This window comes from Enterobacter sp. RIT418 (assembly GCF_003057745.1).
Lineage (GTDB): Bacteria > Pseudomonadota > Gammaproteobacteria > Enterobacterales > Enterobacteriaceae > Enterobacter.
In genome coordinates this window covers 124,359-150,648 of the sequence record NZ_QBJD02000005.1, presented here as the reverse complement: position 1 = coordinate 150,648, position 26,290 = coordinate 124,359, and the positions used below count along the sequence as shown (strand labels likewise).

Annotated in this window: 32 protein-coding genes; 9 read left to right on the top strand and 23 right to left on the bottom strand. The window is 59.3% G+C overall.

Annotation, left to right across the window (positions count from 1 at the left end):
• Positions 1-7: 7 nt before the first annotated feature.
• Genes flgE through flgB form a run of 4 tightly spaced genes read right to left on the bottom strand, consistent with a single transcriptional unit; the run spans position 8 to position 2,790 of the window.
• On the bottom strand, positions 8-1,213 hold the full coding sequence (gene flgE, locus DBY73_RS07480; RefSeq protein WP_112010547.1) for a flagellar hook protein FlgE: 1,206 nt from the start codon (positions 1,211-1,213) through the stop codon (positions 8-10).
• A 21-nt stretch (positions 1,214-1,234) separates the two neighbouring features.
• Positions 1,235-1,936: a flagellar hook capping FlgD N-terminal domain-containing protein gene (locus tag DBY73_RS07475; protein WP_112010546.1), complete on the bottom strand. Its 702-nt coding sequence runs from the start codon at positions 1,934-1,936 to the stop codon at positions 1,235-1,237.
• A gap of 8 nt (positions 1,937-1,944) precedes the next feature.
• Positions 1,945-2,349: a flagellar basal body rod protein FlgC gene (gene flgC, locus DBY73_RS07470; RefSeq protein WP_112010545.1), complete on the bottom strand. Its 405-nt coding sequence runs from the start codon at positions 2,347-2,349 to the stop codon at positions 1,945-1,947.
• Positions 2,350-2,355: 6 nt separating this feature from the next.
• Positions 2,356-2,790 carry a flagellar basal body rod protein FlgB gene (gene flgB / locus DBY73_RS07465; protein WP_258458391.1) on the bottom strand — a complete coding sequence of 145 codons (435 nt, stop codon included), beginning with the start codon at positions 2,788-2,790 and terminating at the stop codon, positions 2,356-2,358.
• 226 nt (positions 2,791-3,016) lie between these two features.
• Between flgB and flgA the strand changes: the two genes are divergently transcribed.
• The 3 genes from flgA (at position 3,017) to flgN (ending at position 4,547) form a co-directional block, all read left to right on the top strand.
• Complete coding sequence (gene flgA, locus DBY73_RS07460; RefSeq protein ID WP_112010543.1) at positions 3,017-3,715, top strand: flagellar basal body P-ring formation chaperone FlgA; 699 nt, start codon at positions 3,017-3,019, stop codon at positions 3,713-3,715.
• Between the two features lie 71 nt (positions 3,716-3,786).
• Positions 3,787-4,086: a flagellar biosynthesis anti-sigma factor FlgM gene (gene flgM / locus DBY73_RS07455; protein WP_112010542.1), complete on the top strand. Its 300-nt coding sequence runs from the start codon at positions 3,787-3,789 to the stop codon at positions 4,084-4,086.
• Positions 4,087-4,103: 17 nt separating this feature from the next.
• Entirely contained in the window at positions 4,104-4,547 is a 444-nt protein-coding gene (gene flgN, locus DBY73_RS07450) for a flagellar export chaperone FlgN (protein WP_112010541.1), read from the top strand.
• A 222-nt stretch (positions 4,548-4,769) separates the two neighbouring features.
• On the opposite strand, the gene DBY73_RS07445 is transcribed toward flgN, so the two are convergent.
• From DBY73_RS07445 to fliD, 3 genes are read right to left on the bottom strand one after another with little or no spacing between them, the layout of a single operon-like run.
• Positions 4,770-5,090, bottom strand: coding sequence for a flagellar protein FliT (locus DBY73_RS07445; RefSeq protein ID WP_112010540.1), 321 nt, complete (start codon positions 5,088-5,090; stop codon positions 4,770-4,772).
• The gene (fliS, locus tag DBY73_RS07440) at positions 5,083-5,490 is read right to left on the bottom strand and encodes a flagellar export chaperone FliS (protein ID WP_112010539.1); all 408 of its coding nucleotides are present in this window, start codon (positions 5,488-5,490) and stop codon (positions 5,083-5,085) included. Before fliS ends, DBY73_RS07445 begins: the two co-directional genes overlap by 8 nt.
• Before the next feature lie 45 nt (positions 5,491-5,535).
• Positions 5,536-7,005 (bottom strand): flagellar filament capping protein FliD, encoded by a 1,470-nt coding sequence (fliD, locus tag DBY73_RS07435; protein WP_112010538.1) that lies wholly within the window; start codon positions 7,003-7,005, stop codon positions 5,536-5,538.
• Positions 7,006-7,306: 301 nt separating this feature from the next.
• On the opposite strand from fliD, the gene DBY73_RS07430 reads away from it, so the two are divergent.
• Complete coding sequence (locus DBY73_RS07430) at positions 7,307-8,812, top strand: flagellin (protein ID WP_112010537.1); 1,506 nt, start codon at positions 7,307-7,309, stop codon at positions 8,810-8,812.
• Positions 8,813-8,885: 73 nt separating this feature from the next.
• Here the strand turns inward: DBY73_RS07430 and DBY73_RS07425 are convergent, their stop codons facing one another.
• The 3 genes from DBY73_RS07425 to DBY73_RS07415 all read right to left on the bottom strand — a co-directional run bounded on the left by DBY73_RS07425 (position 8,886) and on the right by DBY73_RS07415 (position 11,556).
• Entirely contained in the window at positions 8,886-9,320 is a 435-nt protein-coding gene (locus DBY73_RS07425; RefSeq protein ID WP_112010536.1) for a hypothetical protein, read from the bottom strand.
• 464 nt (positions 9,321-9,784) lie between these two features.
• Positions 9,785-10,948: a methyl-accepting chemotaxis protein gene (locus DBY73_RS07420; protein ID WP_112010535.1), complete on the bottom strand. Its 1,164-nt coding sequence runs from the start codon at positions 10,946-10,948 to the stop codon at positions 9,785-9,787.
• Between the two features lie 116 nt (positions 10,949-11,064).
• Positions 11,065-11,556, bottom strand: coding sequence for a DoxX family protein (locus tag DBY73_RS07415; protein WP_112010534.1), 492 nt, complete (start codon positions 11,554-11,556; stop codon positions 11,065-11,067).
• Between the two features lie 453 nt (positions 11,557-12,009).
• Here DBY73_RS07415 and DBY73_RS07410 point away from each other — a divergent pair, with 453 nt between their 5' ends.
• Both DBY73_RS07410 and DBY73_RS07405 read left to right on the top strand, forming a co-directional pair.
• Positions 12,010-12,813, top strand: a complete 804-nt coding sequence (locus tag DBY73_RS07410) for a winged helix-turn-helix domain-containing protein (protein ID WP_112010533.1) — start codon at positions 12,010-12,012, stop codon at positions 12,811-12,813.
• The gene (locus DBY73_RS07405; RefSeq protein ID WP_112010532.1) at positions 12,779-13,303 is read left to right on the top strand and encodes a hypothetical protein; all 525 of its coding nucleotides are present in this window, start codon (positions 12,779-12,781) and stop codon (positions 13,301-13,303) included. Before DBY73_RS07410 ends, DBY73_RS07405 begins: the two co-directional genes overlap by 35 nt.
• A 5-nt stretch (positions 13,304-13,308) precedes the next feature.
• Here DBY73_RS07405 and fliR read toward each other — a convergent pair whose 3' ends face one another.
• The 13 genes from fliR to fliF form a co-directional block, all read right to left on the bottom strand.
• On the bottom strand, positions 13,309-14,088 hold the full coding sequence (fliR, locus tag DBY73_RS07400; protein ID WP_112010531.1) for a flagellar biosynthetic protein FliR: 780 nt from the start codon (positions 14,086-14,088) through the stop codon (positions 13,309-13,311).
• Entirely contained in the window at positions 14,088-14,357 is a 270-nt protein-coding gene (gene fliQ, locus DBY73_RS07395; RefSeq protein WP_112010530.1) for a flagellar biosynthesis protein FliQ, read from the bottom strand. Before fliQ ends, fliR begins: the two co-directional genes overlap by 1 nt.
• Before the next feature lie 9 nt (positions 14,358-14,366).
• Entirely contained in the window at positions 14,367-15,026 is a 660-nt protein-coding gene (gene fliP, locus DBY73_RS07390) for a flagellar type III secretion system pore protein FliP (RefSeq protein ID WP_258458411.1), read from the bottom strand.
• 77 nt (positions 15,027-15,103) lie between these two features.
• Positions 15,104-15,475 carry a flagellar biosynthetic protein FliO gene (gene fliO / locus DBY73_RS07385; protein ID WP_112010529.1) on the bottom strand — a complete coding sequence of 124 codons (372 nt, stop codon included), beginning with the start codon at positions 15,473-15,475 and terminating at the stop codon, positions 15,104-15,106.
• Positions 15,475-15,858, bottom strand: a complete 384-nt coding sequence (gene fliN / locus DBY73_RS07380; protein WP_112010528.1) for a flagellar motor switch protein FliN — start codon at positions 15,856-15,858, stop codon at positions 15,475-15,477. Before fliN ends, fliO begins: the two co-directional genes overlap by 1 nt.
• A gap of 7 nt (positions 15,859-15,865) precedes the next feature.
• Complete coding sequence (fliM, locus tag DBY73_RS07375; RefSeq protein ID WP_112010527.1) at positions 15,866-16,858, bottom strand: flagellar motor switch protein FliM; 993 nt, start codon at positions 16,856-16,858, stop codon at positions 15,866-15,868.
• Positions 16,859-16,863: 5 nt separating this feature from the next.
• On the bottom strand, positions 16,864-17,373 hold the full coding sequence (locus DBY73_RS07370) for a flagellar basal body-associated FliL family protein (RefSeq protein WP_112010526.1): 510 nt from the start codon (positions 17,371-17,373) through the stop codon (positions 16,864-16,866).
• Positions 17,374-17,502: 129 nt separating this feature from the next.
• Positions 17,503-18,594, bottom strand: a complete 1,092-nt coding sequence (locus DBY73_RS07365; RefSeq protein ID WP_112010525.1) for a flagellar hook-length control protein FliK — start codon at positions 18,592-18,594, stop codon at positions 17,503-17,505.
• The gene (gene fliJ / locus DBY73_RS07360) at positions 18,591-19,040 is read right to left on the bottom strand and encodes a flagellar export protein FliJ (protein ID WP_112010524.1); all 450 of its coding nucleotides are present in this window, start codon (positions 19,038-19,040) and stop codon (positions 18,591-18,593) included. The genes DBY73_RS07365 and fliJ overlap by 4 nt, the downstream gene beginning before the upstream one ends.
• Before the next feature lie 12 nt (positions 19,041-19,052).
• Complete coding sequence (gene fliI, locus DBY73_RS07355) at positions 19,053-20,420, bottom strand: flagellar protein export ATPase FliI (RefSeq protein ID WP_112010523.1); 1,368 nt, start codon at positions 20,418-20,420, stop codon at positions 19,053-19,055.
• Positions 20,417-21,121, bottom strand: a complete 705-nt coding sequence (locus DBY73_RS07350; RefSeq protein ID WP_112010522.1) for a flagellar assembly protein FliH — start codon at positions 21,119-21,121, stop codon at positions 20,417-20,419. Before DBY73_RS07350 ends, fliI begins: the two co-directional genes overlap by 4 nt.
• Entirely contained in the window at positions 21,108-22,094 is a 987-nt protein-coding gene (gene fliG / locus DBY73_RS07345) for a flagellar motor switch protein FliG (protein ID WP_112010521.1), read from the bottom strand. Before fliG ends, DBY73_RS07350 begins: the two co-directional genes overlap by 14 nt.
• Complete coding sequence (gene fliF, locus DBY73_RS07340) at positions 22,094-23,773, bottom strand: flagellar basal-body MS-ring/collar protein FliF (RefSeq protein ID WP_112010520.1); 1,680 nt, start codon at positions 23,771-23,773, stop codon at positions 22,094-22,096. Before fliF ends, fliG begins: the two co-directional genes overlap by 1 nt.
• 265 nt (positions 23,774-24,038) lie before the next feature.
• Between fliF and fliE the strand changes: the two genes are divergently transcribed.
• Genes fliE through DBY73_RS07325 form a run of 3 tightly spaced genes read left to right on the top strand, consistent with a single transcriptional unit; the run spans position 24,039 to position 26,284 of the window.
• Positions 24,039-24,362, top strand: coding sequence for a flagellar hook-basal body complex protein FliE (gene fliE, locus DBY73_RS07335; protein ID WP_112010519.1), 324 nt, complete (start codon positions 24,039-24,041; stop codon positions 24,360-24,362).
• Between the two features lie 15 nt (positions 24,363-24,377).
• Positions 24,378-25,232, top strand: a complete 855-nt coding sequence (locus DBY73_RS07330) for a CheR family methyltransferase (protein ID WP_112010518.1) — start codon at positions 24,378-24,380, stop codon at positions 25,230-25,232.
• Complete coding sequence (locus DBY73_RS07325; RefSeq protein WP_112010517.1) at positions 25,229-26,284, top strand: chemotaxis response regulator protein-glutamate methylesterase; 1,056 nt, start codon at positions 25,229-25,231, stop codon at positions 26,282-26,284. Before DBY73_RS07330 ends, DBY73_RS07325 begins: the two co-directional genes overlap by 4 nt.
• Positions 26,285-26,290: the final 6 nt, after the last annotated feature.

Genomic DNA, 26,290 nt, shown 5'->3' with positions numbered 1-26,290 from the left:
TTCAGCCCTAGCGCAGGTTAACCAGCGTCTGAAGCACTTCAGACTGGGTTTTGATGGTTTGCGAGTTGGACTGGTAGTTGCGCTGGTAGACGATCATGTTGACCATCTCGTCGCCCAGCTCGACGTTAGACTGCTCGACCATGCCGCCTGAGATGGCGCCGAAGCTGCCGCTGCCGGAGGTGCCGATAAACGGCGTGCCGGACTGTACGCTCTCTGCCCACAGGTTGTTGCCCTGCTGCTCCAGTCCGCCCGCGTTGGCGAAGTCCGCCAGCACCACCTGCGCGACGACCTTACGCTGGCCGTTATTGTAGATCGCGGTAATTTCACCGCTGTCGCTGACCTCGTAGCCATTGAACTTGCCCAGCTTCTGGCCGTTTACCTCGGATTTTGCGACGTCGTCCGACGCATACTGGGTCATTTTGCTCAGATCCAGCTCCATCTCGATGGGCGCGCCGCCGTTCCATGAAACCCCTTTCACGGTGCCGATGCCGGAAGTCGTGAGTTTGCCGTCATCGCTGAACGTCAGGGGGATCTCGGTAAATTTCGGGTCTGCTCCGTCCATTTCAGGGGCGGTGCCGTCCTGCGCGAAAGCCGTCCACTGGTTGTCACCGGTCTTGACGAAATAGACCTTAATCGTGTGCTCATTGCCCAGGCTGTCGGTGGCCCTCATTTCGCTGAAGTAGCTGTAAGTATCGCCGTTTTCCGGATCGAATTTAGCAGGATCGAGGGGGTCATGACCTGACTTAAGGTTCCCGCTCATGGCGCCTTTCGTGGTGGCCTCAGGCGGGGCATCTTCTTTCGGTATGCGGATAGGCCCTACCGGCGCGCCGGGGTTGATGACCCCGTCCGTCGCCTGATAGCCAGTTAAAAACAGGCCGTTGGTTCGGTTGACGATGTAGCCGTTCTCGTCTTCCTTAAACTGGCCGTTACGCCCGTAGAACACGCTCCCGGCGGCGTCCACCATGCGGAAGAACCCTTTACCGTTAATTCCCATATCGAGCGGGGAGCTGCCTCCCGCCAGGATGCCGTTGCCGAAGTTCTGATCGACGCTGGCTACCTGCACCCCCATGCCGTTCGAACCGGCGAAGATATCGGCGAAGGAGACGGAGCCCGCCTTAAAGCCGACCGTTTGCGAGTTGGCAATGTTGTTACCCACCACGTCCAGCGCTTTTGCCGCGGCGCTAAGACCGCTAAGACCTTGTGAAAAACCCATGATAAATTTCCAGAAGTAAGTTTATTTTTGAATGACGAACACTTTGTCCATCGTGATGGGATCGTTATTCAGCAGATGTAAGATCGGCCCGTACTCACTCATCGTGACGCCCTGCACCTGCTCCTGAACCAGGCCAGTCACCTCAGGCTTTTCGCCTTCCGCGTTGGAGGCTTCATACGACACCGTGTACTCCCTGTCGCGCGGAGGCTGGCTCGGCTTGAAGTCCTTCAGATCGTCCAGGTTGAACGTGTTCATCCCCTGCTTCACCTTTTTCAGCTCGGCGGTATAGGCCTGGTCACCGTCGTGCAGCGTCACGGTCACCGTCTCGGCATCCGCGCCCAGCGCGAAGTGAAGATCGTCGGAGTTGCTCGGCAGCTCGACGCCTTCCTGCATAATGCCGATCGGCGCGTCGCCGAAGGAGACCTTCGCTTCCCCCTCAATCAGCACGCTGCGCCCCACCCAGGACGAGGCGCTCATGCTGCCGAGCTGAACCATCATCGCCTGCATGGTGGTCATCGAGGCGTTGAGCTTTTCTACGCCCGCTGCCATGTTGAACTGCGCCAGCTGCGAGGTGAGCTGGTTGTTGTCCATCGGGTTGGTCGGGTCCTGGTTTTGCATCTGCGCCACCAGCAGGGTCATAAACTGATTCGACAGATCCGCCGCGCTGCTGCCGGTGCCGCCGTTATCGGCACCGCTGTTGTTGTTAATCGAAGAGACCGCCATACGCGTCCTTACTGCCCAAGAGTGAGTGTTTTCAGCATCAGGCTTTTGGCGGAGTTCATCACTTCCACGTTGGCCTGGTAGCTGCGGGAGGCCGAAATGGTATTGACCATCTCGTTCATGACGTTGACGTTCGGCATGCGCACGTAGCCCTGCTCGTCGGCGAGCGGGTTGCCCGGCTCGTAGACCAGGCGGTCCGGCGCGGTGCTCTCCGTTACCTCATCCACCTTTACGCCACCAATCTCCTGGCCGGCGGCGCTGTCCACCTTGAACACCACCTGACGGGCGCGGTACGGCTGGCCGTCCGGCCCCGCCACGCTGTCGGCGTTGGCCATATTACTGGCGCTGACGTTCAGGCGGCGTGACTGGGCGGCCATTGCCGAGCCCGAAATATCAAATACGCTAAAGAGCGACATCGTTAATTACCCCTGACTTAATACAGTCATCATTTTCTTAATATCCGCACCGAGGAACGTCAGCCCCGACTGATATTTCACGGCGTTATCCGCGAAATTAACGCGCTCGCGGTCCATATCTACGGTATTCCCGTCGGCGCTCGGCTGATCCGGTACGCGATAAAGCAGCTGGCCGTCGTCAAACGGCTGCGCTTTGGCTTCAATATGTCGGTTCGACGTTAACGCCAGCGAGACGGGTGTTTTCGCCATTGGCGCGTTTTCCATCGCCTGTTTTAGCTGGCCGGTAAAATCAATATCGCGCGCCTGGTAGCCCGGCGTATCTGCATTCGCAATATTCGACGCCAGAATATCCTGACGGCGCGAAAGCAAACCTAACGCCTGCTGCTGAAAGCGAAAGGCATCATCGAGTTTATTCATAACGATAGAGTTCCTGCTTCGCATTATTTAAACTGCGATAGTGTAGTCACCGCGGGTGAAATATCACACTGCAAAGACTCAACACAAATAAGCGCATTTAGCGAAATAGAAATTAATAGCGAAAAGTTAAAACGCCGATGAATTTAATTGCCGACAAAAGTGCCACCATTTAATTCAATAAAAGCGCCGTCAGAACGTATATAATTTATCCACTTATTATTTATTCATTCCGCACGATAAAGGCAATCAGATGACGCATCGATTATTCAGCACGGCGCTGGCCGTTTTACTTTGCACGGCATCGGCGAGCGCCAGCGTACCGTCGGACCAAACGGCAAAGCAGCGGCTGATGCTCAAGCTCGATGCCTTAATCCAGCAGCCTGAACGGGACGCCGAGGTGGTCCGCACGGTGTCTTTGCTCGCCACGCCCGCGCAGCTGGCCGCGGTATGCGATAGCCCGGCGCTGAGCCTGGTCGGGCGCGACAGCCGCCTGACCGGCAAGCGTACCGTGCTGGCGCAGTGCGGGGCGCGCCGGCACTTCCTGCCCGTGCGCATCAGCGCTCAGGGCACGTGGTGGGTTGCCAGCCAGAGCCTGCCGGGCGGTGCGATCGTACAGCGCAGCGACATCGAGCCGGTCACGGGCGCGCTTGACCACCAGCCGAACGGGCTGATTTTCAACCCAGACGCCATCGTCGGCCAGCGCCTGACGCGCGCCGTGGCGGCGGGCAAGCCGCTGCTGGAAAACCAGCTGCGCCAGCAGTGGCGGCTGCGCGCCGGGCAGACGGTGGACCTGGTGACGGCAGGAGACGGCTTTCGCATCCGCAGCCAGGGAAAGGCGCTGAACAACGCGGCGGTGGATGAAACGCTTAGGGTCAAAACCGCGGGCGGGCGCACCGTGAGCGGAAAGGTAGACCCGGCGGGCCAGGTCATCATTTTTTCACAACAATAAATTTTAGGTTTTTTTTGAATCACCGATGAATGAAGTATCAGTCACATAAATGATTATCTGTGAGGACAATTATGAGCATCACCAGCAGCCAGAACGCCGCGCCGATTGCGGGCATCTCCCCCGCTCAGGATCTGCGCGCCCGCATCCACCCTCAGGACAACGACGCCCCGGTTAGCGTGGCGCAGCCGCAGAAAAATGATAAAACCGACGTCACCCTCAGCGCGCTGACGAAAAAGATCCAGACCGACGACAGCCGCGATATCAACTATGCGCACGTTGAGGCGATCCGCACCGCGCTGGCGACAGGCACGCTGCGCATTGAGCCTGAGAAAATCGCCCAGGCCATGGTGCAGGATATTTTTCAGTTTTAACCGCAAGCAGGACCGTTATGGACAAGCTTTACCCAATACTCACGCAAATGAAAACGTCTCTGGATGAACTGGAGGCGATCATGATTGAAGAGGTTAATCAGCTCAACCGCTCGCAGATCAACCCGGTTTCTCTGCAGGTGTTGGCTGATAATAAAAATCAGCTGCTGTCGACCATTCAATACTACGACGACATGCGCCGCCAGCAGGAGCAGCAGAGCGCCACACAGGCACCCTACTCCGGCAACGGCAGGCTGTTTTCAAGCTGGCAACAGGTGACGGAGAAAGTGCGCAGCTCGAAGGCGCTTAATCAACAGGTGGAATCGCTGCTGCAAAACCATATGAAAAAGAACCAGCACATCCAGAAAGCGATTGACCACGTTGGCCGCGCCAGCGCCCTCTACGGCCCGGCGGGCGAATCCAGCCAGGTCTCGACCGGGCGTAAATACAACATCAGCATCTAACTCTTCTTGTCTGCGTTGTCCTCTTTTGCTCGCCTCTGGCGGGCTTTTTTTTGTCTAGTGGATGCATACCCCTCACCCCGGCCCTCTCCCTCCAGGGAGAGGGGGTATTCGGTGCCAGACTGTAATTAGTGGGGAGCCCTCAGCCATCGGGGAGAGGGAAAAAACCGCACGTGACTGTCCCCTCTCCCCTGTGGGGAGAGGGTTAGGGTGAGGGGGTTAAGTCTAAACCGCGGTATACGCTTTTGCCGACGCGCTAGATTTACGCATGGCGGAGAGTTCGGTGCCAATCTCGGTCAGGCGGCCCTGCATGGCGCGGGTGAGCTGCGCGTCATTTTCCAGCAGCTGCGCCAGCCGGGCCGCCACCTGCGGCCTGTTGTGCTGCGCCAGCTGGGTCAGATCGATGTCGCACAGCGTGCGCATCCCCAGCGTGTACGCCGCCGTTTCGTCTAAAAAGGCGTCCCACTCGCCGGCTTCGGCCTGCCGTTGGAGCGTGGCGTTGCTCGCCATGAGCTGGCCAATAAGCTCAATGACGGTCTTATCCATGCTTCACCTGCTTGCCCTGCGGGCCGATGGCCTGCCAGGTTTCGGACATCCCGGTCATCAGCGAAATCAGGTGCGGCAGCTTTTCGCCGCTCTTGCTGAGGTTCGCCTCCAGCAGCGTGCGCGAAATGTACTCGTACAGGCTCTCCAGCTCGGCGGCGATCTGCCCGCCCTTCTCGTGGTCCAGCCCGGCGCGCAGGCCGTTGTCGATAATGTTAATCGCGCGGGAGATCATCTCCCCGCGGCGGGCAATATTGCCGGACTGGAAGTAGATCTCCGCCCGGCGCATGGCGTTAATCGCGCCGTCATACAGCAGAACGATCAGCTGATGCGGCGTGGCGCCGGCAATCTGGCCGTCGAGCGAGACGGCGGTATAGGCGTCAAAGCCTTTCTTCGTGTACATCGTCAGATCCTGCCGGGCAGCGCGCTGCCCGGATAGTGGTGAAGATTAAATCAGCCCGGCCAGCGAGCCCTGAAGCTGAGACTGCATGTTGTTCATGTCGCTAATCGCCTTATCCAGACGCTGGAACTCTTTTTCACGGCGCAGCATGGTCTCTTCGATGCGCGCCTCAACGGCGGTAATCTGCTTGCCGATGCGCTTTTCCTGTTCGCGCAGGGTTTCGAGCGCGGTTTCGATCACCCCCTCTTTTTTCGTCACGGAGGATTTATCGCCGAGGTAGGTATTGAATATCCCCTCCATGCGGTCTTTTATCCCCTCTTCGCCGTCTTTGCCCAGAAACAGCGCTTCCACCGCTTTCGGGTTGTCCTTCAGCGCCGCATCCAGCTTTTTGCTATCAATCGACAGCTCGCCCAGCACGCCGCCGCGTTCGTCGCCAACCTTGCCGTCGAACTTCACGGTAATACCGATGCTGCCGAGCGACTGAATAACGGCGTCGGCATCCGGGTAGTTCCCGCCAACGGTCGATTTAAGCTGGGTGGTAAGGCGGCGCAGCGAGCCGTCGCTGAAGAGCGCGCCGTTGGTAGAATCGGGCGTCGTTGACTGGCTTTCGCGATCCGGCGCGGTATATTTGGTCGCGCTGGCGACGGTGCTGAGGTAGCTGTTGTAGTTCTTGACGAACTCCTCAATCAGCGTTTTCACCTTTGAGGTGTCTTCGGTGATGGTGAGGGATTCGGTTTTGTACCTCAACGGATCGTCCTCGTCGAGAGCAGGGTCATTCAGCTCGGAGACTTCCCGCAGCTCCAGCGTCACCCCGCCGATAAGATCGCTAATGGTGTTCGAGCTGCGCGTAATCGGTTTACCATTCAGAAATATCTCGGCATTTTTCGGCTCGTCCGAGACGGCACTGCGTAGTGCGCTCTCCACTGCCCCATCCCCGGACACCTCCATCGTCATCTTGCCCTTTTCACCGGTTTTCTTGGACGTCAGCACCAGCTTATGCTCGGTATCACTGACCGTGATGACTTCCGCCACCACGTCACCTTTCTGCGCGTTGATCTTTTTCGCGATCTGGTCGAGGGAGGTTTCATCCGGCTTCAGGGTGACTTCAAGCGGCTTATCGCTGCCTTCCATCGAAATCTTTACCGTGGTATCTCTGGCGCTCGTTGCTATCTGCCTGTCTCGTGACCCATGGCTGACGTTCAGCTGATGCGCTGTCGCCAGCTGCTTCACCGCAATGGAATAGCTGTTAGGGATCGCCCCGCTGCCCGCCGTGGCCTTAAAGGTTTTGTTATCGCTGACGCTGACGCCGTTGAATCCTTCGTCCTCAAGCTTGCCGAGATTGTCCTTCATGGTGCTCAGCGCGCTGGATATAGAGCCCCACGCGGAAATCTGCCCTTTATAGGTGCTCTGCTTTTGCAGATAAGGGTTCAGCTTTTGGGTAATGCCCTTGCGCTCGTCCGCCAGCCACTGGTCAAACGGCAGCCCGGAGCCGACGCCTAAGAAATTGGTTGAAGCCATAATGAATAGTCCTGTTGAAATAGGTTAGCCTGACACTATTCCTATCGGGTAATAGAGAAGTAAGTTTAATTTTTCATTTATAGGCCAACAATCATTACCCTTCACGAAAACAGAACTGCGGGCTTATTACGCTATTGCGTTAATTGATTTGCAAAATTGACGTCACATATTCGCACATTTCCTTGGTTTATAAAAAAGCTGAAAAAATAATTTAGTCATTTTTATTTCCCCCGATGAATTCAGTATGCGCATCAACGAACGCATATCACATACAGTCGTTATTACTTAGAAGGATATAACAATGGCACAGGTCATTAATACCAACGCACTGAGCCTGATGGCTCAGAACAACCTGAACAAATCCCAGACCTCTCTGGGTACCGCGATTCAGCGCCTCTCTTCCGGTCTGCGTATCAACAGCGCAAAAGACGACGCGGCGGGCCTGGCCATTTCTAACCGCTTCACCTCCTCTATCCGCGGCATGACCCAGGCGGCGCGTAACGCCAACGACGGTATCTCCCTGGCACAGACCACCGAAGGCGCGCTGGAAGAAGTAACCGAAAACATGCAGCGTATCCGCGAGCTGACCGTACAGGCGAAGAACGGCACCAACTCCACCAGCGACCTGGACTCCATCAAGAAAGAGATCGGTACCCGCCTGGAAGAGATCAGCCGCGTTGCGGAAGTGACTAACTTCAACGGCGTAAACGTGTTTGACGGCTCCCGTGAAGAAATCACCATCCAGATCGGTGATAAAGATTCCGACACCATCAACATCAAGCTTAATAAGCTGGACCTGGAAACCCTGGGCCTGGATACCTTCATGGATGACTTTGCTTCCATCGGCATTAAAGTGGGCAGCACCAGCAAGTATGAAGAGGCTGCAGCGGTAAAAGGTGACGGTGTGGACACTGGCATTGAAGCTACAGTGAGTGGTAAAGCGCTCAACTGGAAAGTTAACCAGGCTACTGACGGAGCTGTAGTATTTAAGGCAATTGGCGCGGTAGATGCTGCCGATGTTGAATTCCATGTCAATGACAAAACCGGTGAAGTCTTCGCCTATAGCAAAGCGAACGATAAACTCTTCCAGATAGACACTGACCAAATTACCTTTAAAGCTGTTGGTGGTCCTCCTGCAACGCATGCAGAAATTAGTAAAGTCGCAGCCACTGCCTATACCGAGGTAACGGGTGCCGATAAAGATATGCTTCTGAACGGTAAGAGCACCGTGGCCAACATGAAGCGGCTCGACGTGGGTGCTACCGTCACCGGTGCCACGACCGATATGACCCTTACCGAAGATATGATGGAAGATATCTCCGCGAGCCTGTTCGGCGGGGCCGACATGGCAACCTCCAAAATGAAAATCTTCTCCGCAGATAGTTCAGCGCCTGCTGGCACCTACTATGCAATGAACAAAGACGGCGAGGTTCACACCTTCACGCTGGACGCTGTTGGCGCGGTCGCTGGCAGCGCTAAAGCCCGCTTCGGCGACGCAGAGGCTATCCAGCAGGGCGCAGGCCAGCTGGCTGCCGACAAGCTGCTGGAAAATACCGATAAAGCAATGACCGTTGTGTCTGACTTCCGCGCCGATCTGGGTGCCGTTCAGAACCGCTTCAGTTCCATCATCGCGAACCTGAACACCAACATCATCAACACCACCGAAGCGCGCTCTCGTATTCAGGACGCCGACTTCTCCGTAGAAGTGTCCGCCATGAGCCGCGCGAACATCCTGCAGCAGGCAGGCGTGTCCGTACTGGCCCAGGCTAACCAGGTTCCGCAGAACGTGCTGTCCCTGCTGCGTTAATCTGCTTAACCGCCTCAAACACTTACGCGCATCTCCTCCGTGCGCGGTTGCCCTCCCTGGTGGAGGGCTTTTTTTATTCTATAAACGCCACGCCTTCCTGCGTGCGTATCCAGCGAGGGAATTTCAGCCTTTCGGCAAAGTAGCCCGTCAGGTCGTACAGTAAATCCGTCATTACTCGCGCGCTGCTTTCTGAAAGCCCTCCTCCCAGCAGCTGCTGAGTAATCACTTCGCAGTAGCGGCAAAGCTGATCGGTTTCTGGGTTAAATTCCGGGTACGTTACCGGTTCACTGTCCACGGTCAAATAGCCCACCAGGTGAGGTGGAACCGGATCGGTTAACGTCGGCTTAAGTAGGGTCAAACAGGCGTTCAGGCGGCCGCATAGCGCTGCTATTACGAGAGGATCGCTTTCTTCAACCAGCACTTCGCAAAAGCGCTCGCAGTGGTCGGCGAGCTCGGTGAAATCGGTATAGTGGTCGAACGGGGTGGTGAAGAGATGATGTAAGGACATAATGCAAACTCCAGTGAATTTCAAAAATCCGCCACTGAAGAGGTCAATCTTGCGGGTGGCGGAACCAGACAGGGTTGACCTTACCGGCTCACTGATACCGGCGCGCTTTACAGCGCCCCCGCCTGGCCCACCATTGAGGTGTGACAAAGCGTACGGCACTATAACACGTGCCGACAGTGAGTTCATTCAGGAGGTCAATCCCGACGCCAGCTGTGGCTGACGTGCGTGCACAATACGCCCGGCAATAAGGGATTAACAGAGAGTCATCAGGGAGAAATTGAAACTTGCGAGGCGGCTTCAGAAAAGCGGGGAAAGGCATGAAGTCTGAGGCTGTGTTTTCCCCCTCACCCCAGCCCTCTCCCTCAAGGGAGAGGGGGTAGAATGTGCCAGGCTGGAGTTCCTCAAGGGAGGGGGGGATTATGTGCCAGGCTGTAACTCTTCCAGGGAGAGGGAGAGGCCAACGGCTACCCTTTTACCCTCTGCGTCAGCGCGTTCGCCACCGTATAAACTTCTTCAATCAGCACGCTGTTGTTGTGCGCCACGGAAGGCACGCCGCTCTGCGCCTGCATCATCGCGTCTTCAAGCAGCGCCCGCAGCTCTTTCGAGGAGCGCGCGCAGCGGCTGGCGAGGTTGCGCGACTCGACGGCAAACACGCTCTCTTCGTTATGCAGGGAGTAGCTGTAGGCGCGGCTGGCGAGCTGGACCAGCGCCCCGCTGCTGTCGGCAATCGCGAGCGCGGCCTCGTTCAGCGTGCCCATTGCCCGGACCACGCTGGTTGCGCTTTCGCTGAGGGTCGCTAATACGTTAGGGTTGGGTTCCGGCACGCGCAGCAGGCGTTCGTTCTCCTGGGCAATGGTGACGGCAGCGCGGGCCACGGCGTTCACCTGCTCGCCTACCTCCTGCATCAGCGGCGGGAGGTGCTCCCCCTGTTCGCTTCTAAGCTGGGAAGGAAGCTCTTCGTTCAGGCGGGAAAGGTGCAGGTTCAGGCTGCGCAGCAGCGTGAGGGTGGAGACCAGCAGCAGCGCCGCCAGCGGCCAGGGCTTGCGAAGGAGAATGCCCGCGCGTTCGCCCATCCGGCGGGTAGGAACGTCAATCGCCAGCAGCCACGGGGTCTCGGCCACCGGCATAACAATCAGCGTGTGCTCGCCGCTGGCGCTGCGAAAGCTGGTGTGCCGCAGGCCCTCGCCCGACTGCGCCAGCAGCGAGCGCAGCGGCACCGCCATCGGCAGATCGGTATCGTTAAGCGACTGCACGTTGGGCGCGCCTGCGGCATCGCCAATGATGCGCCCGGTGTCTTCGACAATCCACGCGCGCCCGCCCAGGCGTTCGCCCATCTCCTTCACCAGCGCCCCGTAGAACGGGCGGCTGCTGCCCGCCTCTTCGGTGCCGTCCGGCTCGCCGGGGGCGCTTTTGTCCAGCGCGAAGCTTTTAAGCGTCACCACGCTCTCGGTCACCGAGCGCTGCTGCGCCTCCACGCGGTCGAGCTGCTCCCTGAGCTGCGTTGCCAGGGTATCAACCTGCGAGCGCAGGCGATCCCCTTCGGTGCGGATAAACCACGGGATCACCCCGGTCTGCACCAGAATAAGTAACGTAATAAAGATAATGACCAGTATGACTGTTAAAACCATGTGCTTAGCGCCTGTACGTTAAACGGCAGCAGGACGCTGCCTTTTCTTCAGGGCTATTTTATTATGCGGGGATCGGGAAATATGCTCGTCAAACCGTTAATAACAGCGCATTCCTGTTATCCCTCAACAAAAACAACTTTGCGCCCGCTCTGCCCGCGCTTCACCAGCCAGCCGTCGAGGCTGTAATAGGTTCCTCCCCAGGCGATGATGAGCAGGCTCAGCACCATATAAAGGGTCTCCGGCAAATAAAACAGCCAGCTCAGCCAGGCAATTGCATTAAGCCCCTGTGGAATGGTGTAAATACCAATCGTCACCAGCGCCACGCCGCTAATGGTAAACAGCGTCAGGGCGCTCAGGCGGCTGAGCAGCCCAAGCATCAGCAGGAAGCCCATCGCACACTCCAGAAATGAAACCACAACCGCCATCGCCGCGGGAAAAGGAATACCCGCATCGTGCATGGTGTCCAGCATCAGGAGCTGGTTATCGGGAACAAATAATTTATTGAATCCGGTAGTAAAGAAAAATACGCCGAGCACCAGGCGGCAAATAAAGACGGGAAACATCGACGGGGCATCGGAAGTGTGTAAACAGCGTTTGAGCGTTAACATAAGCCATCCTTGTAATTAAGTTCTACGTAATAAATTCAATAACATGTGTTTCACCCCAGTATAAATTCCCGCATCGCGTTCGCAACCGTTCACCCGCCCTTCTCCCTACAATTAATAATTTATTGTCCATTAATTTTTATTAACGCTAAATGAGCGTTGCGTATCGTTCTCAACGCCAGAAAAGGCCTACTATTTCAATAATAAAACTAACCGATTGGTTTTAATACAATTAAAGCAAAACCGCCAATGGCGCATTTTTAATAAGGTTAATGAGCGCGCCGTTAATAACCTTAAAGTTACCAGGGCCGTTATGACTTAATGGTTGCAAAAAAAAGACGTAAGGCATAAAAAGCATGTCGCTTTCGGGCCGCTGGCTAGCAAGAACGTGTTTTCATTACTATTAATTACAACAGCCGGAAGCGTTACCCATGACATCAGAAGAATCAAATAACTATGCTCAATAACATTGCGATTGGAACGGGCGTAACGCTGGATGTTCACACGCGCACCCTCTCCCGCACGGACGGTGAAGAGAGCGTTACGCTTCCGCAAAGCGCGTGCCTGTGTCTCGCCGCTATGGTAAATGCGCCGGGCGAAGTGCTGTCTCAGGAACAGCTTATGGATATCGGCTGGCGCAGCGCCGGCGTGGAAGTGACCGACAACAGCGTGCGGGTGATGATCACCAAGCTCCGCCGCGCGTTTATCCAGCTTGGCGTGCATGAAACCATTACTCTCGTCGCCGTGACGCGCAGCGGCTACCGGCTGATTGTCCGGGAAAATAGCGCCGGGCAGCCCGAGCCCGCCGCGGACGCTCCCGCGCTGGCGCCTGCGCCGGACGCCCCTCCTCCGGCCGTTTCTCACGTTCTGCCCCGCGCCCGTAAAGGCCTTCTGCGGGCCGCAGGCGTGGCTGTCGCCGGTCTGCTGGTCGGCGTAGGGTTATCCGTGCTGATGCGTAGCCTCTTTTTCTTTACCCCGGTGCCGGTCCACTTTGTGCCCTGGTCCGGGCCGGGAGTGCCGCCCGGGGCCGAAGTGCTGGTGCAGGCGAGCGAAGAGAACAAACAGGCGCTCATTGAGGCCACGCTGCAAACCTATATGCAGCACGTGCTGGATAAACGGGCCGGGGAGAAGCCCGCGCTGGTGCTGTACGTCACGACAGGCTCAGAAAAGATGAGCACGTTTCAGGGGCTCATCGCCTGCCAACAACGCTTAAAGGACTCGGGAAATGACTGCGAATCGTTCTTTTTTCGCCTCTACTAAATTCAGGCTCGGGCTGCTGTTCTTCTTCAGCCTGTTGGCCGGGTTCGGCGGGATGGTGTTCTACACCTTTTATCATCTGCCGTATAAGTCGGCGTGCGTCGCACCGACCTCCTATTACACCATTGAGGATAAGGACAACGCGACGCTGGCGCGCGGCATCTACCGCTCGTACCGCGACGACCTGTTCAGCGGCCATACGACCTACATCGGCAGCCTGAGCCGCTTTGTGGACGGCCGGCTGGCGGGACGCCCAACGCCGATACACCGCGAGGTACGTTTTGACACGGAGGTAGAAGGCAAGCGCATTCATCTGACGGTGACCAGCCAGCATCGCAAGCTGGGCGACCAGAGCACCGATCAGGAGGTGAAGGATTATATTTACCCGCAGATCGGCAAGGGGGAAGTGGGCACCAGCACCCTTTATCTGCTGGACAATAAGGTTCTGGCCTCCGGCACCGAATCGGTGGCCCGCATCGTCTGCACCAACTAGCGCCGCTACGCCAGCGCCTGGATAAGCTGCGCCAGATGGTCAAACCCCGTCGCCATCAGGCGTTCAAAGAACGGCGCCAGGGTTTGCGCCAGCAGGAAAAGCGCCAGCATGCCGAAGCTCAGCGTCAGCGGGAAGCCGATCACAAACACCGAGAGCTGCGGCGTCAGGCGGTTCAGCAGCCCGAGCACGAAGTTGATGCACAGCAGCAGGGAGATAATTGGCAGCCCGAGCATCAGCCCCTGGCTGAAGATCAGCCCGGCGTGCGTGACCAGGTACAGGAAGCCGCCCGCGTGCAGCGGCGCGGCGTCAATCGGCAGCGTGTGAAAGGTTTCCGCCAGCAGCGCCAGCAGCCAGAGATGGCCGTTAAGCGCCAGAAACAGCAGGGTCACCAGCAGGTTGAGAAACCGGGAGATCACCGGGCTGTTCCCGGCACCGGGATCGAAGAAGGTGGCAAACGACAGGCCCATCTGCATGCCGATGATTTCGCCCGCCATGCGCACGGCGGCGAACAGCAGCTGGAGCGTCAACCCCATTGCCGCGCCAATGATGACCTGTTTGCCGATGACCCACGCGCCTTCCCACGAATAGAGCCCTACCCCGGCGTCCGGCAGCGCGCCGCCGATCAGAATGGCGATCAAGAGGGAGAGGCCCGCGCGCAGCCGCTTGCTCACCGCTTTCTCGCTGAAAATCGGCGCAACGTGCAGCAGCGCGCCAACGCGCACCATGATGAAAACGTAGTGGCTAATCAGCCCGTAGAGCTGATCGAGAGGGAGTCCGAAGGCCATCAGCCGATCGCGTAGGGAATGCTGGCAAACACCGCGCGGGTATATTCGATAAAGATTTTCATCATCCACGGGCCGAGCGCCACCGCAATCCCGACGATCGTCAGGATTTTGGGGATGAAGGTCATGGTCATTTCGTTAACCTGGGTCGCGGCCTGCAGAATGCTGATAATCAGGCCGGTGACCAGCGCGGCCACCAGCAGCGGGCCGGAGACCATCAGCCCGACCTTAATCGCCTGCATGCCCACCACCATTACGCTTTCAGGGGTCATCTTCGTCTCCTAACTGTAAAAGCTCTGGGCAAGCGAGCCCACCAGCAGCTGCCAGCCGTCCACCAGCACGAACAGCATCAGCTTGAACGGCAGGGCGATGGTCGTTGGCGGGACCATCATCATCCCGAGCGCCATCAGAATGCTGGCGACCACCAGATCGATAATCAGGAACGGAATGAAGATGGTGAAGCCAATCTGAAACGCGGTCTTCAGCTCGCTGATAATAAACGCGGGCACCAGGATGCTGAGCGGGACGTCTTCCGGCGAGGCGACGTCCGGCGTTTTGGCAATCTGGGCCAGCATCGCCAGATCGCTTTCGCGGGTCTGGTCGAGCATAAAGGCCCGCAGTGGCTTAACGCCTTCGGCCAGCGCCGCTTCCATGGTGATTTTATTTTCCTGCAGCGGCTGCCAGGCCTTCTCGTAAATCTGGCTGAACACCGGCGACATCACGAAGAAGGTCAAAAACAGCGACAGCCCGACCAGCACCTGGTTTGGCGGCGCGGTCGGCGTGCCGAGGGCGTTACGCATCAGGCCCAGCACGATGATGATGCGGGTAAAGCCGGTCATCATCAGCAGCACGGCGGGAATAAAGGTAAAGCCGCTCAGCAGCAGCAGGGTTTGCACCGGCAGCGTCCAGCCGCCCTCGCCCGTCGGCTGGCCGAGGGTGATGTCAGCGTTGGCCGCCGTTGCGCAGGCCGCGGGCAGCAGCAGGCCGATCGCCAGCAGCACGTTCAGCGCGTAACGTTTCACCGCTCGCCTCCCGGACGGTACTTCTGGCGCAGCTTTTCCAGGATCTGTGGAAATGCCGCCACAGGCGCGGCGGCCTGAGGCACGCTTTCCGGGCGCGGCTGTGCGGTAAGGCAGGTAATCTGCGTGGCGGTCACGCCAAGCACCAGACGCTGCTCGCCCACGTCCACCAGCACCAGGCGCTCGCGCGGGCCCAGCGACTGCGTCGCCACCAGGGTCATGGTGCCGTTGGCGTCATTGAGACGGCGCGACAGCCCGCTGCGGCGGGCGGCCCAGGCCAGCGCCGCCATCAGCAGGACGATCAGCGCCAGCGCGCCGGTTACGGTCATCAGCACCGAGCCCGTGGCCGGAAGGGAGGTCGTTGCGTTCATTAGCGGCTCAGGCGGTGCATGCGCTCGGACGGGGTAATAATGTCGGTGATGCGGATGCCGAACTTGTCGGACACCACCACCACTTCCCCCTGCGCAATCAGATAGCCGTTGATCAGGATATCCAGCGGTTCGCCCGCCAGCCCGTCCAGAGACACCACCGAGCCCTGGCTTAAGCGCAGCAGCTCCTTGATGGTCATTTTGGTGCGCCCCAGCTCGACGGTCATTTTTACCGGAATATCGAGGATCAGGTTCATTTCGTCCGAAAATGCTGGCGCAGCCATCGTGTCGGTAATTCCCGCAGCGTGTTGTTCGGTCATGGCGTCACCCCACAGATTATCAATGGACTGACCGTCAGGGCCCGATGAGGTGTTCATGTCGCTCATGGGGAAATTACTCCTTGTTGAATGATAGTAACGAAGGCTGAATCATCTGCTCGACCTTCAGGGCATATTGGTTGTTAACGGCACCGTATCTGGCGGTAAAGACCGGCACGCCGCCCACGCTGGCTTCGATAAATTCCTGCTTGTCCAGAGCGATCACGTCGCCTTTTTTCAGCTGCATCACGTTGGACAGCCGGGTGCCGATGTCGGCAAAGCGCGCCGTCAGCTCCAGCTCGGTTTCGCGCATCTGGCTCGCCAGCATGCCGCGCCACTCGGTGTCCTCATGCCGCGAGTTGTCCATCGGCGGGTTGCTCAGCAGCTCGCGCAGCGGCTCAATGGTGCTGAACGGGATACAGATGTTGAACTCCCCGCGGTGCGAGCCGATCTCCACCGAAAACGGCGTGGTGACCACCACATCGTTCGGCGAGGAGGTGATGTTGGTAAACTTCACCTGAATTTCAGAACGGATATATTCCGTCTTGATTTTGTAAATCGAGCTCCAGGCAAACTCGTAGGCCTCGCGCGCCATCGACAGCATGCGGTGGATCACGCGCTGCTCGGTCGGGGTAAATTCGCGCCCGTCCGCTTTGGTCGGAAAACGCCCGTCGCCACCGAAGAGGTTGTCCACGGCCATAAACACCAGCCCCGGCGAGAACGCCATCAGCGAGGTCCCGCGCAGCGGGTTAAGGTGCAGCAGGTTGAGGTTTGTCGGCACCGGCAGGTTGCGCGCAAACTCGTGATACGGCTGGATCTGGATATTTCCCGCCGTGATGTCCGGGCTGCGGCGCAGCAGGTTAAACAACCCCATGCGGAACTGTCTGGCAAAACGCTCGTTGATAATTTCCAGCGAGTGCAGACGCTCGCGGATCACCCGGCGCTGCGTGTGCGGATCGTAGGGTTTTATCCCCGCGTCGGCCCTGCTGCTGTTCGGATCGCGGCTGCTGTCTGCATCCGCATTCAGCAACCGGTCGATCTCATCCTGAGATAAAAAGCTGTCAGCCATAATAATTACCGCAGAATAAATTCATTAATAAGGACGTCAGTGACGCGAATTGACTGGTTAAATGCCAGAGGTTTATCCAGCTCGGCCTTGATGTTATTAATCAGACGGCGTTTTCCTTCATCCGTGGCTAAATCTTCATAGGTCTGCTGCGTCAGCAGCATAAATAAGCGGCTGCGATATTCCGGTAAATATTTTTGCAGCGCGGTCAGCGACGCTTGTTCCGCCACCCGAATCGACAGGCCCAGATACAGAACGCGATCCGACTCATTGGCCGTCGGCTTCAGGCTAACGGTAAAGGTATTCATCGAGGCGTACAGCGGCTCGGCTGGCACAGGGGCCGGCGCTGGCTTTGCGGCTATTTCAGTTTCAGCCGCCGCCGCGGGCCTGGCGAACTTCATTTCCCAGAACAGGTAGCCAGAAAAACCGCACGCGGCAACGGCAGTCAAAAACATGAACGTCATCAGAAGCGAGCGAGAGCCTCCGCCGCTGGCGACCTTTTTATTTTTATTACTCATTGAACGTACACCTGATAAATAAGTGAGGGAATGACATTACCCTCGAGTCAATATGGCGGATATTGTAGTCCAGATCGTCACCCTGATAATCAGGCGATAAAATTTCATTACTGAACGTAATTCAGCACTTCACGCGAAGGTATTAATTCCGTATATATTTCCCGGCGTGGTGGTTAATAGCGTTGGCACCACGTCGCCCTCAGCGTCATTTTCTTCACCTTCCCCCTGCAACTGCGGCTCTCCACGGGCGTTGCCCTCTTGTCCGTTCGCGGCGGCCTGCTGGCCCTCCGCGCTGACGTTGGCCTGGCCGAGCTGGATCCCCGACTCCGCCATCGCCGCGCGCAGCTGCGGCATGGCCTGCTCCATCATCTGACGAACGTGTCCGTGCTCGCTCACGATGTGGATTTGCGCCTGATCCTGCTGCATGCGCAGCGAAATATGCAGCGAGCCCAGCTCCTCCGGGTTCAGGCGGATCTCGGCGTTGTGCAGGCCGTTCCGGCTGAAGATGGCGATGTGCTGGCTGACCGACTGCTTCCACTCCGGCGTTTCCGGCGGATGGCTCACGGTCACCACCTGCTGCGGCGCGTGGGTGACGCTGGTGCGCACGGCGGCGGGCATCGCGACGGCGCTCCCCGACGGCGTTGTCGTCGTCATGTTAACGGCGTCGGTCGCAGCGGCCTCGCTGGAAGGAACCACCGCAGAAGCCTGTACGGCTGCGGATGACGCCGCCGAAAGCGGGTTGACCGGCGCGGGCCTATCGGCCACGGCCAGCGGGACCGCCAGCCTGCCGCGCGGCTCACCCGCCCTGACGCCGCGATCGTCCGCGCTCTCGCTCATCGCGTGCTCTACGGGTTTCCCCGCGGCGGGGCGTGCGGCGGCGTCGGCCCCGTTCACGCTGCGGGCAACCAGCTGCTGGAGCTGCCACTGCGGGCTCTCCCCGCCTTCGCCGTCGTCGAGCGTCACGCCCGTCAGGGTTTCTGCCCGCTCCCGTTGTCCGGTCATCAGCTCGGCCTCAAGGTCTGGCATGTCGGCCACCTCCTGCGCCAGCAGCCCGGCGGGCAGCGCGGCCACCAGCATCTGCGGCTCAATGCCCGGAAAAAGCTGCGCCAGGGAAGCCAGCCTGTCGTCCAGCTCGAGGCTAAACCCCTTGTCAGAAAGCGCTCCCGCCTTTGGTTTTTCCTGCGTTCCACCCAGTAGCAGGGTGGCCATATCGATGTTCATAGCCTTTCTCTCTTCTGTCCGGCACGCTGGGCAAATTCATCCATCAGCTTCTGTTCGTGGCGGCTTTGCGTCTGCGCCTGCGCCGAGGCGCGTCGCGCAATCAGCGTTTCAAACGCGTTCAGGCGCTGTTTGTTTTGCACCCAGTTCTGCTTAACCCGATCCACCTCTTTCTCACAGGCGTTAACGTGGCCTTCCTGCTGCTTAACCACCTGCCTTAGCGCCACAATAAACGACTGGTGATTCACCAGATCCGCCACCGACATGCCGCTGCCCATCATTCCCTGACGCAGGGACTGCTGGTACTCGTTCTCGTAGCATTGCAGCTGCCGGTGCTGCGTGACCGCCTGCTGCAGCTGCTGCCGGGCGCCGCCCAGCGCGCGGGTGGTTTCGGTCAGCGTCTCTTCTGCCATGTCCCGCAGCAGGTTCATCGGGTTATTCACCTTCATTGCGTCACCGTTTTACCCCGTGATGTCCGGGAACAGCCCGGAGAGCGCGCGAACGGCGTCGTCATAGCCGCTGCGCTCGTGGATCGCCTGGTGGAGGAACGCCTCCAGAGCCGGATATTTGTCGATTGCCTGGTCCAGCAGCGCGTCGCTGCCCTTCACGTACGCCCCCACGCTCACCAGATCGCGGTTGCGCTGATACGCCGAAAGCAGCTGCTTAAAGCGCTGCACCTTGCGGTACTGTGCGTGCGGGATAAGCTCCGTCATGGCGCGGCTGATCGAGGCTTCCACGTCGATAGCCGGATAGTGGCCCGCCTCCGCGAGGCGGCGCGACAGCACGATGTGGCCGTCGAGGATCGCGCGCGCCGAGTCGGCAATCGGGTCCTGCTGGTCGTCCCCTTCCGTCAGCACGGTGTAGAACGCGGTAATCGACCCGCCGCCCTTCACGCCGTTGCCGGTGCGCTCCACCAGCGCGGGCAGGCGGGCGAAGACCGACGGCGGATAACCTTTGGTGGCCGGAGGTTCGCCAATCGCCAGCGCCACCTCGCGCTGCGCCATGGCGTATCGCGTCAGGGAATCCATGATCAGCAGCACGTTCAGGCCGCGCTCGCGAAAATCTTCGGCGATGCGGGTGGCGTACACCGCGCCCTGCATGCGCAGGATCGGCGACACGTCCGCCGGTGCCGCCACCACCACCGCGCGCGACAGCCCTTCGTCGCCGAGGATGTTCTCGATAAAATCTTTGACCTCGCGCCCGCGCTCGCCGATAAGCCCCACCACGATGACGTCGGCGGTCGTGAAGCGCGCCATCATGCCGAGCAGGACGCTTTTCCCCACGCCCGACCCGGCGAAGAGGCCCATGCGCTGGCCGCGTCCCACCGTCAGCAGGCCGTTAATCGCCCGCACGCCGACGTCGAGCACGCTTTTTATCGGGTCGCGGTGCAGCGGGTTAAGCGTGGGAGTAAAGAGGCCGGCAGAGGGTTTACCCGGCGCGGGACGTCCATCCAGCGGGCGCCCCTGCGCGTCCAGCACGCGGCCCAGCAGGTGCGGGCCGACGGGCAGCTGCTTGCCGCTGTGGCTGTCGCCCTGCAGGGCGTAAATACGCGCCCCCGGCAGAATACCGTCAACGTGCTCAAGCGGCATCAGGTACAGGGTCTGGCCGCTGAAGCCCACCACTTCGCTTTCGACCGGCACAATGCCCGCGTCGGTCTGGCGCTCAACGATGCACAGCGCGCCGATGGGAAGCTTCAGCCCCACGGCCTCCATCACCAGCCCCGTGGCGCGCGTGAGCTTGCCGTACTGGCGAAAATCCGGCACCTGCGCCAGCTTTTCCTCCACCCGATCGATTGCCGAAAGCCACGCCTTTAGCTGCTGCTGGCTCATTGCGTGAGCTCCTCGCGCGCCAGCTGGCAGATGGCCTGCCAGCGCGTCTCCAGGCTGGCATCCACCTCAACGTCCGGCGAAACCACCCGACAGCCGCCCGCGGCCAGCTGCGCGTCGCGGTGCAGCGTCCAGCCCATTGCGCGCAGCGTTTCACCGAGCGCCTCCTCAACCGCGGCGAACTCCGCCGGGTTGACGTACAGCTGGAAGGTGCCGTGCAGGAGCGGGTCCTGCTTCATCAGCTTGCGGATCTGGACGATCAGGGCGTGGTGATCCGCCACGGTGGACGAACCGTATAATTGCTGCACCGCTTCCAGCGAGAGCTGCACCAGGCGGGCAGGCACCAGGCTGTCGAGGTTTTCCAGCGCCAGCTTGAGGTTGTTCACCCACTGTTCGGCCTGGCGCAGCAGCGCCTGCTGCTCAGCGCGCGCCTGCTCCAGGCCCTGCGCAAACCCGGCCTCGCGGCCCTCTTTGACGCCCTGCTCGAAGCCCTGCCTGCGCCCCTCTTCCTCGCCCTGCTGCTGCCCCTGGGCAAAGCCCTGCTGCTCCGCCTGCTTGCGCAGGCGCGCCAGTTCGGCCTTCAGCTGGGCCTCCGACTGGGCGTTATCCAGCGTCGGCAGCGGCACGTCTACGGTTTCACCCAGCAGGTTCTCCGGCTGCCAGCTGCGCCATTCGCGCGGGGTTTTATCATCAAACATAGGCATCGTCGCTGCCTCCAATCAGGATCTCGCCGGATTCGGCCAGGCGACGCACCACGTTGAGGATTGTCTTCTGCTCGGCTTCGACCTGCGACAGACGCACCGGGCCGCGAGAGGCCAGATCGTCGGTCATCAGCTCCGCCTGACGGCGGGACATATTGCGGAAGAACTTCATGCGCAGCGGCTCGTCGGCCCCCTTCAGCGCGATGATCAGCGTTTCGCTCTCGATTTCCTGCAGCAGGCGCTGGATGCTGCGGTCTTCCACGTCCACCAGGTTTTCGAACAGGAACATCTCGTCGACAATTTTCTGCGCCAGCTCGCCGTCGAACTCGCGCACCGCCTCGATCGCCGCCTCCTCCTGGTGAGACTTCATCAGGTTGAGAATTTCGGCCGCCGGACGTACGCCGCCCATCTTGCTGCGCTTGAGGTTCTGGCCGTGAAGCAGGTTGTTCAGCACTTCCGTCAGCTCCTGCAGCGCGGCAGGCTGCACGCCGCCGAAGGTGGCGATACGCAGCATGATGTCGTTACGCTCGCGATCCTCAAATTTGCCCAGCACATCCGCCGCCTGGTTGCGCTTGAGGTGCACCAGGATGGTGGCGATGATCTGCGGATGCTCTTCGCGGATAAGGTCGAACACCGCCTGCGGGTCCATAAAGTTGAGCGTCTCGATGCCGTTGGTGCCCTGGTGGGTATCCAGCAGGTCCTCCAGCAGCGACGAGGCGCGCTCTTCGCCCAGCGCCTTGACCAGCACGCTGCGCAGGTAATCGTTGGTGTTGAGGCTGAGCGCGGCATATTCGCTGGAGTCTTTCCTGAACTCTTCCAGCACCATGGCCATCTGGTCGTGGGTGAAGCCCGCCATATTGACCATCGATGCGCTAATCTGCTTCACCTCGTGGGCGTTGAGGTGCTTAAACACCTCTGCGGCCAGGACATCCCCCAGCGTCAGCATGACGATGGCGCTTTTATCTGAAGCATTCATTATTTCGGCTCCTTACTCATCCACTGACGGATCACCAGGGCGATAACGCGAGGCTCCTGCTCCGCCAGCTCGCGCAGCTGCTGGCTGTGCATTTCGGTATCCACTTTCTGCTGCGCGCGGTCGCGCACGCCTTTTTCAGCCGCGCGTTTCTTCGCGGCAAGCTCTTCTTCTCGCGCCTCTTTTTCCATCTCAAGACGACGCAGCGTGGTCTCCTGATGGCGGGCCCACGCGGGCTGCACCAGCTTGCGCCACATCACCCAGGCGATAATCGCAATCACCAGGTAGCGGGCAATGGACATCAGCAGCGCGTAAAAGCGATCCTGCTTCCAGAACGGCGGCACAGGCTCATCCACGACGCCGTTAAACGCCGAGTTAAGAATATTGACGCTGTCCCCGCGCGCGGCGTTGTAGCCGATCGCCTCTTTCACCAGCGCGTTGATGCGGGCGAGTTCGGCCTCGCTAATCGGGCCCGGCTTGCCCTCTTCGCCCTGCGGCAGGTGGTTGATCACCACCGCCACGGAGAGGCGCTGGATGCGCCCGGCGTTAGATTTGGTATGGGTAAGCGTGCGGTCCACCTCAAAGTTGGTGGTTTCGTCGCTGCGGTTGTTGTAGGGCTGCGCGCCGTCGCTGGCGCTGCGGGTACCGGTGGTTTTTTCTTTTTTATCGTCGGCTGGCGTACCCAGCGGCTGGGTGATTTCCGAGGTTGCAGGCGGTGCGGGCGTATTGCTTAGCGCACCCGGCACGCCGCCGGCGCCGCGGCGGTTGCCCTGCTCCGCGAGGCTCGCCTGACGGCTGCGGATCGCCATTTTTTGCGGATCGGCGTTTGGCTGATACTGCTCCTGCGTCTGCTCCTGCTCGGTGAAGTCAATCTGCGCCGTCACCTGCGCGCGGATGTTTCCGTCGCCCACCAGCGGAGCCAGAATGCGCTGAATGCGCTGCTGGTAATCGCTTTCAATTTCATTGGTATATTTCAGATGCGCCGTTTGCAGGCCGCGCACGCCGCTTTGGGTCAGCAGGTTGCCGCGCTGATCGACAATCGTGACGCTGTCGGCAGACAGCCCGGTCACCGCGCTGGAGATAAGATGGGTAATCGCCACCACCTGCGCATCGTCCAGCACGCGCCCCTGAATAAGGTTCACGGTGACCGAGGCGGTCGGCTTTTTTTGCTCGCGCACGAACATCGACGGCTTTGGCGTGGCCAGATGCACGCGCGCGCTCTGAATAGGCCCCAGGTTTTCAATCGTGCGGGCCAGCTCGCCCTCCAGCGCGCGCTGGTAGTTCACCTGCTCGGTAAACTGGCTGATGCCAAACTTTTCCTGGTCCAGCAGCTCAAAGCCGACCGAACCGCCTTTCGGCAGCCCCTGCTGCGCCAGCTTCATGCGCACTTCGTGCACCTGCGATCCCGGCACCATAATCATGCCGCCCGGCGCGTCGATGCGGTAGGGAATGTTGAGCTGGGTGAGCTGCGCGACAATCGCGCCGCCCTCTTCATCGCTGATGTTGCTGAACAGCACCCGGTAGTCCGGCTCCTTTGCCCAGAACATGAGCGCAATCAGAACGGAAAGCGCCGCCGCGCCGCAAATCACCAGCAGGAGCTTCGGGCTGCCGCGCAGCGAAAGCAGCATCGACTTAATGCGATCGGCTGGATTATTCGTTACATCATTTAGTGTGGCACTCATGCCGTATTCCTGTATGAAATAGCGCGCATCACGGATGCACGTCAGCTCACGAAATTCGCGAGAGTGTTGTCGACGATTTCAAAAAGCAGAAGAATTTTTCAGGCGGGCATTATCGTCTGAAAGGTATTTTTTTTAAGGATAAATAAGCTCAAAGTTCTGTCGGCTTATTGGATTTTCTGGGGTTTTTATTCACGTGGTAAGCTGTCGACGTTTAAAAGATGCGCAATAAACATCGTTTTCAATCTTATTTATCAGGAACTGAAAAATGTCAGCAACATTAATGCGTGGCGTACTCGATCAAATTCAGACCCAGGCACAGCAGGTCAGCGGCCCGTCTCACCGCCTGCAGGCAGCGCGCGGCGACATGCCCTCGTTTTCTGATGCTTTATTTAACAGCATTAACGAAATAAATAAAACGCAGCTAGAAGCGAAAACAAAAACGCAGGAATGGATGTCCGGCAGCAGCGATATTGGGCTTAATGACGTGATGCTGGCGATGCAGAAATCGTCTATTTCATTCAGCTTTGGCATGCAGGCGCGTAATAAAATGATCGGCGCCTATCAGGAAATAATGAATACTCCGGTTTAAGGCCAATTCGCTTCTATGAGTGAAATTAACAGCATTCCTGCACGTTTATCCCTTAATACGCTTTCTTTGTCTGACGGCGAATTACAGCGCATCGGGAAATTAATATATAAGCGCGCGGGAATTGTCGTCAACGCCCAGAAGCGGGAGATGATTTTTAATCGCCTCTCGCGCCGCGTGCGCGCCCTGGCACATACCAGCTTCAGCGACTATATCGCCCTGCTTGAATCGCACTCAGAGCACCCGGAATGGCAAAACTTCATCAACGCGCTGACGACGAACCTGACCTCGTTTTTCCGCGAGTCGTACCACTTTCCGATCCTCGCCCAGCACGCCCGCCCGCGCGGCAGCGGCTATCGCGTCTGGTGTACCGCCGCGTCGACGGGTGAAGAGCCGTGCTCGATTGCCATGACGCTGGACGAGGCGCTGGGCCCGTCCCTTTCGGGGCCGCGCGTCTGGGCCTCGGATATCGACACCGAGGTGCTGACCAAAGCGGAAGCGGGCGTCTACCGCCTGAGCGATCTGGACGCGCTGACGCTGGCGCAAAAGCGGGCCTGGTTTCTGCGCGGCGCGGGGGATAACAGCGAGATGGTCAAGGCGAAGCGCGAGCTGCTCTCCGCCATTCACTATCAGCAGCTCAATCTGCTGGATGAGAAGTGGTCCGTTCCCGGCCCGTTCGACGCCATTTTCTGCCGCAACGTGATGATTTATTTCGATGCGCCTACGCAGCAGCGCCTGCTGCAGCGTTTTGCCCGCCTGCTTAAGCCCGGAGGCTTGCTGTTTGTCGGCCATTCGGAACATTTTAACCATTCACATATTCCGCTGCGCCTGCGCGGCCAGTCGGTTTATGAACTGACGGAGACAACACGGTGAGCCCGATTCGCGTGCTGGCGGTAGATGATTCAGCCCTGATGCGCAACATGCTGAGCGCGGTGGTGAATCAGCAGCCCGATATGGAAATGGTGGGAACCGCGCCGGACGCGTTTATCGCACGCGAGCTGATCAAACAGCTTAACCCGGACGTCCTGACGCTGGATATCGACATGCCGCGCATGGACGGGCTGGAGTTTCTTTCCCGGCTGATGCGCCTGCGCCCGATGCCGGTAGTGATGATCTCCTCCCTGACCACCCGCGGCTCCGCGGCGACCCTGCGGGCGCTGGAGCACGGCGCGGTGGACTTTGTGCCGAAGCCGGAGCACCGCGAGGAGGACAATATCGCGCGCTGGAGCCAGCTGGTGATTGAGAAAATCCGCATCGCCGCGCGCGCCAGGCTAACGCCGCCTGCGCCAACCGCCAGGCCGCTGCTCGCCGGGATTAGGGTGCGTCAGCAAAGCATTATCGCCATTGGTTCGTCCACGGGCGGAACGGAGGCGCTGCGCCAGGTCCTGATGCCGCTTCCGGTCAGCACGCCGGGGATCGTGATCGCCCAGCACATGCCCGCCGGGTTTACCTACTCCTTCGCCCAGCGGCTTGACTCGCTGTGCCAGATTGCCGTGCGCGAAGCGCAGGACGGCGAGCCGGTGCTGCCGGGGACTGCCCTGATCGCGCCCGGCGATCGCCATATGGAGATCATCGGCCAGGACAGCGGCTACCGGATCAGGCTCAGCGATGCGCCTGCGGTTAACCGCCACCGCCCCTCCGTCGATGTGCTGTTCGACTCGGTGGCCCGCCAGGCCAGCCGGCACGCCAGCGCGGCGATCCTGACCGGAATGGGCGGCGACGGCGCGCGCGGCCTGCTGCATCTTCGTCAGACCGGGGCGTTCACGCTCGCGCAGAGCGAGGCCACCTGCGTGGTCTTCGGCATGCCCCGCGAGGCGATTGCGCTCGGCGCGGCGAAAAAGGTCGTCGATCTTGGCGATATCAGCCAGTGCCTGCTGGACAGTTTTGCTTATAAAAGTTCCCCTAAAACCGACTCACGACGTTAAGGAGAT

Bases quoted from the DNA above. Each gene is read 5' to 3' on its own strand.
- flgE (WP_112010547.1), bottom strand. From the start codon at position 1,213: ATGGGTTTTTCACAAGGTCTTAGCGGTCTTAGCGCCGCGGCAAAAGCG.
- DBY73_RS07475 (WP_112010546.1), bottom strand. From the start codon at position 1,936: ATGGCGGTCTCTTCGATTAACAACAACAGCGGTGCCGATAACGGCGGC.
- flgC (WP_112010545.1), bottom strand. From the start codon at position 2,349: ATGTCGCTCTTTAGCGTATTTGATATTTCGGGCTCGGCAATGGCCGCC.
- flgB (WP_258458391.1), bottom strand. From the start codon at position 2,790: ATGCGAAGCAGGAACTCTATCGTTATGAATAAACTCGATGATGCCTTT.
- flgA (WP_112010543.1), top strand. From the start codon at position 3,017: ATGACGCATCGATTATTCAGCACGGCGCTGGCCGTTTTACTTTGCACG.
- flgM (WP_112010542.1), top strand. From the start codon at position 3,787: ATGAGCATCACCAGCAGCCAGAACGCCGCGCCGATTGCGGGCATCTCC.
- flgN (WP_112010541.1), top strand. From the start codon at position 4,104: ATGGACAAGCTTTACCCAATACTCACGCAAATGAAAACGTCTCTGGAT.
- DBY73_RS07445 (WP_112010540.1), bottom strand. From the start codon at position 5,090: ATGGATAAGACCGTCATTGAGCTTATTGGCCAGCTCATGGCGAGCAAC.
- fliS (WP_112010539.1), bottom strand. From the start codon at position 5,490: ATGTACACGAAGAAAGGCTTTGACGCCTATACCGCCGTCTCGCTCGAC.
- fliD (WP_112010538.1), bottom strand. From the start codon at position 7,005: ATGGCTTCAACCAATTTCTTAGGCGTCGGCTCCGGGCTGCCGTTTGAC.
- DBY73_RS07430 (WP_112010537.1), top strand. From the start codon at position 7,307: ATGGCACAGGTCATTAATACCAACGCACTGAGCCTGATGGCTCAGAAC.
- DBY73_RS07425 (WP_112010536.1), bottom strand. From the start codon at position 9,320: ATGTCCTTACATCATCTCTTCACCACCCCGTTCGACCACTATACCGAT.
- DBY73_RS07420 (WP_112010535.1), bottom strand. From the start codon at position 10,948: ATGGTTTTAACAGTCATACTGGTCATTATCTTTATTACGTTACTTATT.
- DBY73_RS07415 (WP_112010534.1), bottom strand. From the start codon at position 11,556: ATGTTAACGCTCAAACGCTGTTTACACACTTCCGATGCCCCGTCGATG.
- DBY73_RS07410 (WP_112010533.1), top strand. From the start codon at position 12,010: ATGCTCAATAACATTGCGATTGGAACGGGCGTAACGCTGGATGTTCAC.
- DBY73_RS07405 (WP_112010532.1), top strand. From the start codon at position 12,779: ATGACTGCGAATCGTTCTTTTTTCGCCTCTACTAAATTCAGGCTCGGG.
- fliR (WP_112010531.1), bottom strand. From the start codon at position 14,088: ATGGCCTTCGGACTCCCTCTCGATCAGCTCTACGGGCTGATTAGCCAC.
- fliQ (WP_112010530.1), bottom strand. From the start codon at position 14,357: ATGACCCCTGAAAGCGTAATGGTGGTGGGCATGCAGGCGATTAAGGTC.
- fliO (WP_112010529.1), bottom strand. From the start codon at position 15,475: ATGAACGCAACGACCTCCCTTCCGGCCACGGGCTCGGTGCTGATGACC.
- fliN (WP_112010528.1), bottom strand. From the start codon at position 15,858: ATGAGCGACATGAACACCTCATCGGGCCCTGACGGTCAGTCCATTGAT.
- fliM (WP_112010527.1), bottom strand. From the start codon at position 16,858: ATGGCTGACAGCTTTTTATCTCAGGATGAGATCGACCGGTTGCTGAAT.
- DBY73_RS07370 (WP_112010526.1), bottom strand. From the start codon at position 17,373: ATGAGTAATAAAAATAAAAAGGTCGCCAGCGGCGGAGGCTCTCGCTCG.
- DBY73_RS07365 (WP_112010525.1), bottom strand. From the start codon at position 18,594: ATGAACATCGATATGGCCACCCTGCTACTGGGTGGAACGCAGGAAAAA.
- fliJ (WP_112010524.1), bottom strand. From the start codon at position 19,040: ATGAAGGTGAATAACCCGATGAACCTGCTGCGGGACATGGCAGAAGAG.
- fliI (WP_112010523.1), bottom strand. From the start codon at position 20,420: ATGAGCCAGCAGCAGCTAAAGGCGTGGCTTTCGGCAATCGATCGGGTG.
- DBY73_RS07350 (WP_112010522.1), bottom strand. From the start codon at position 21,121: ATGCCTATGTTTGATGATAAAACCCCGCGCGAATGGCGCAGCTGGCAG.
- fliG (WP_112010521.1), bottom strand. From the start codon at position 22,094: ATGAATGCTTCAGATAAAAGCGCCATCGTCATGCTGACGCTGGGGGAT.
- fliF (WP_112010520.1), bottom strand. From the start codon at position 23,773: ATGAGTGCCACACTAAATGATGTAACGAATAATCCAGCCGATCGCATT.
- fliE (WP_112010519.1), top strand. From the start codon at position 24,039: ATGTCAGCAACATTAATGCGTGGCGTACTCGATCAAATTCAGACCCAG.
- DBY73_RS07330 (WP_112010518.1), top strand. From the start codon at position 24,378: ATGAGTGAAATTAACAGCATTCCTGCACGTTTATCCCTTAATACGCTT.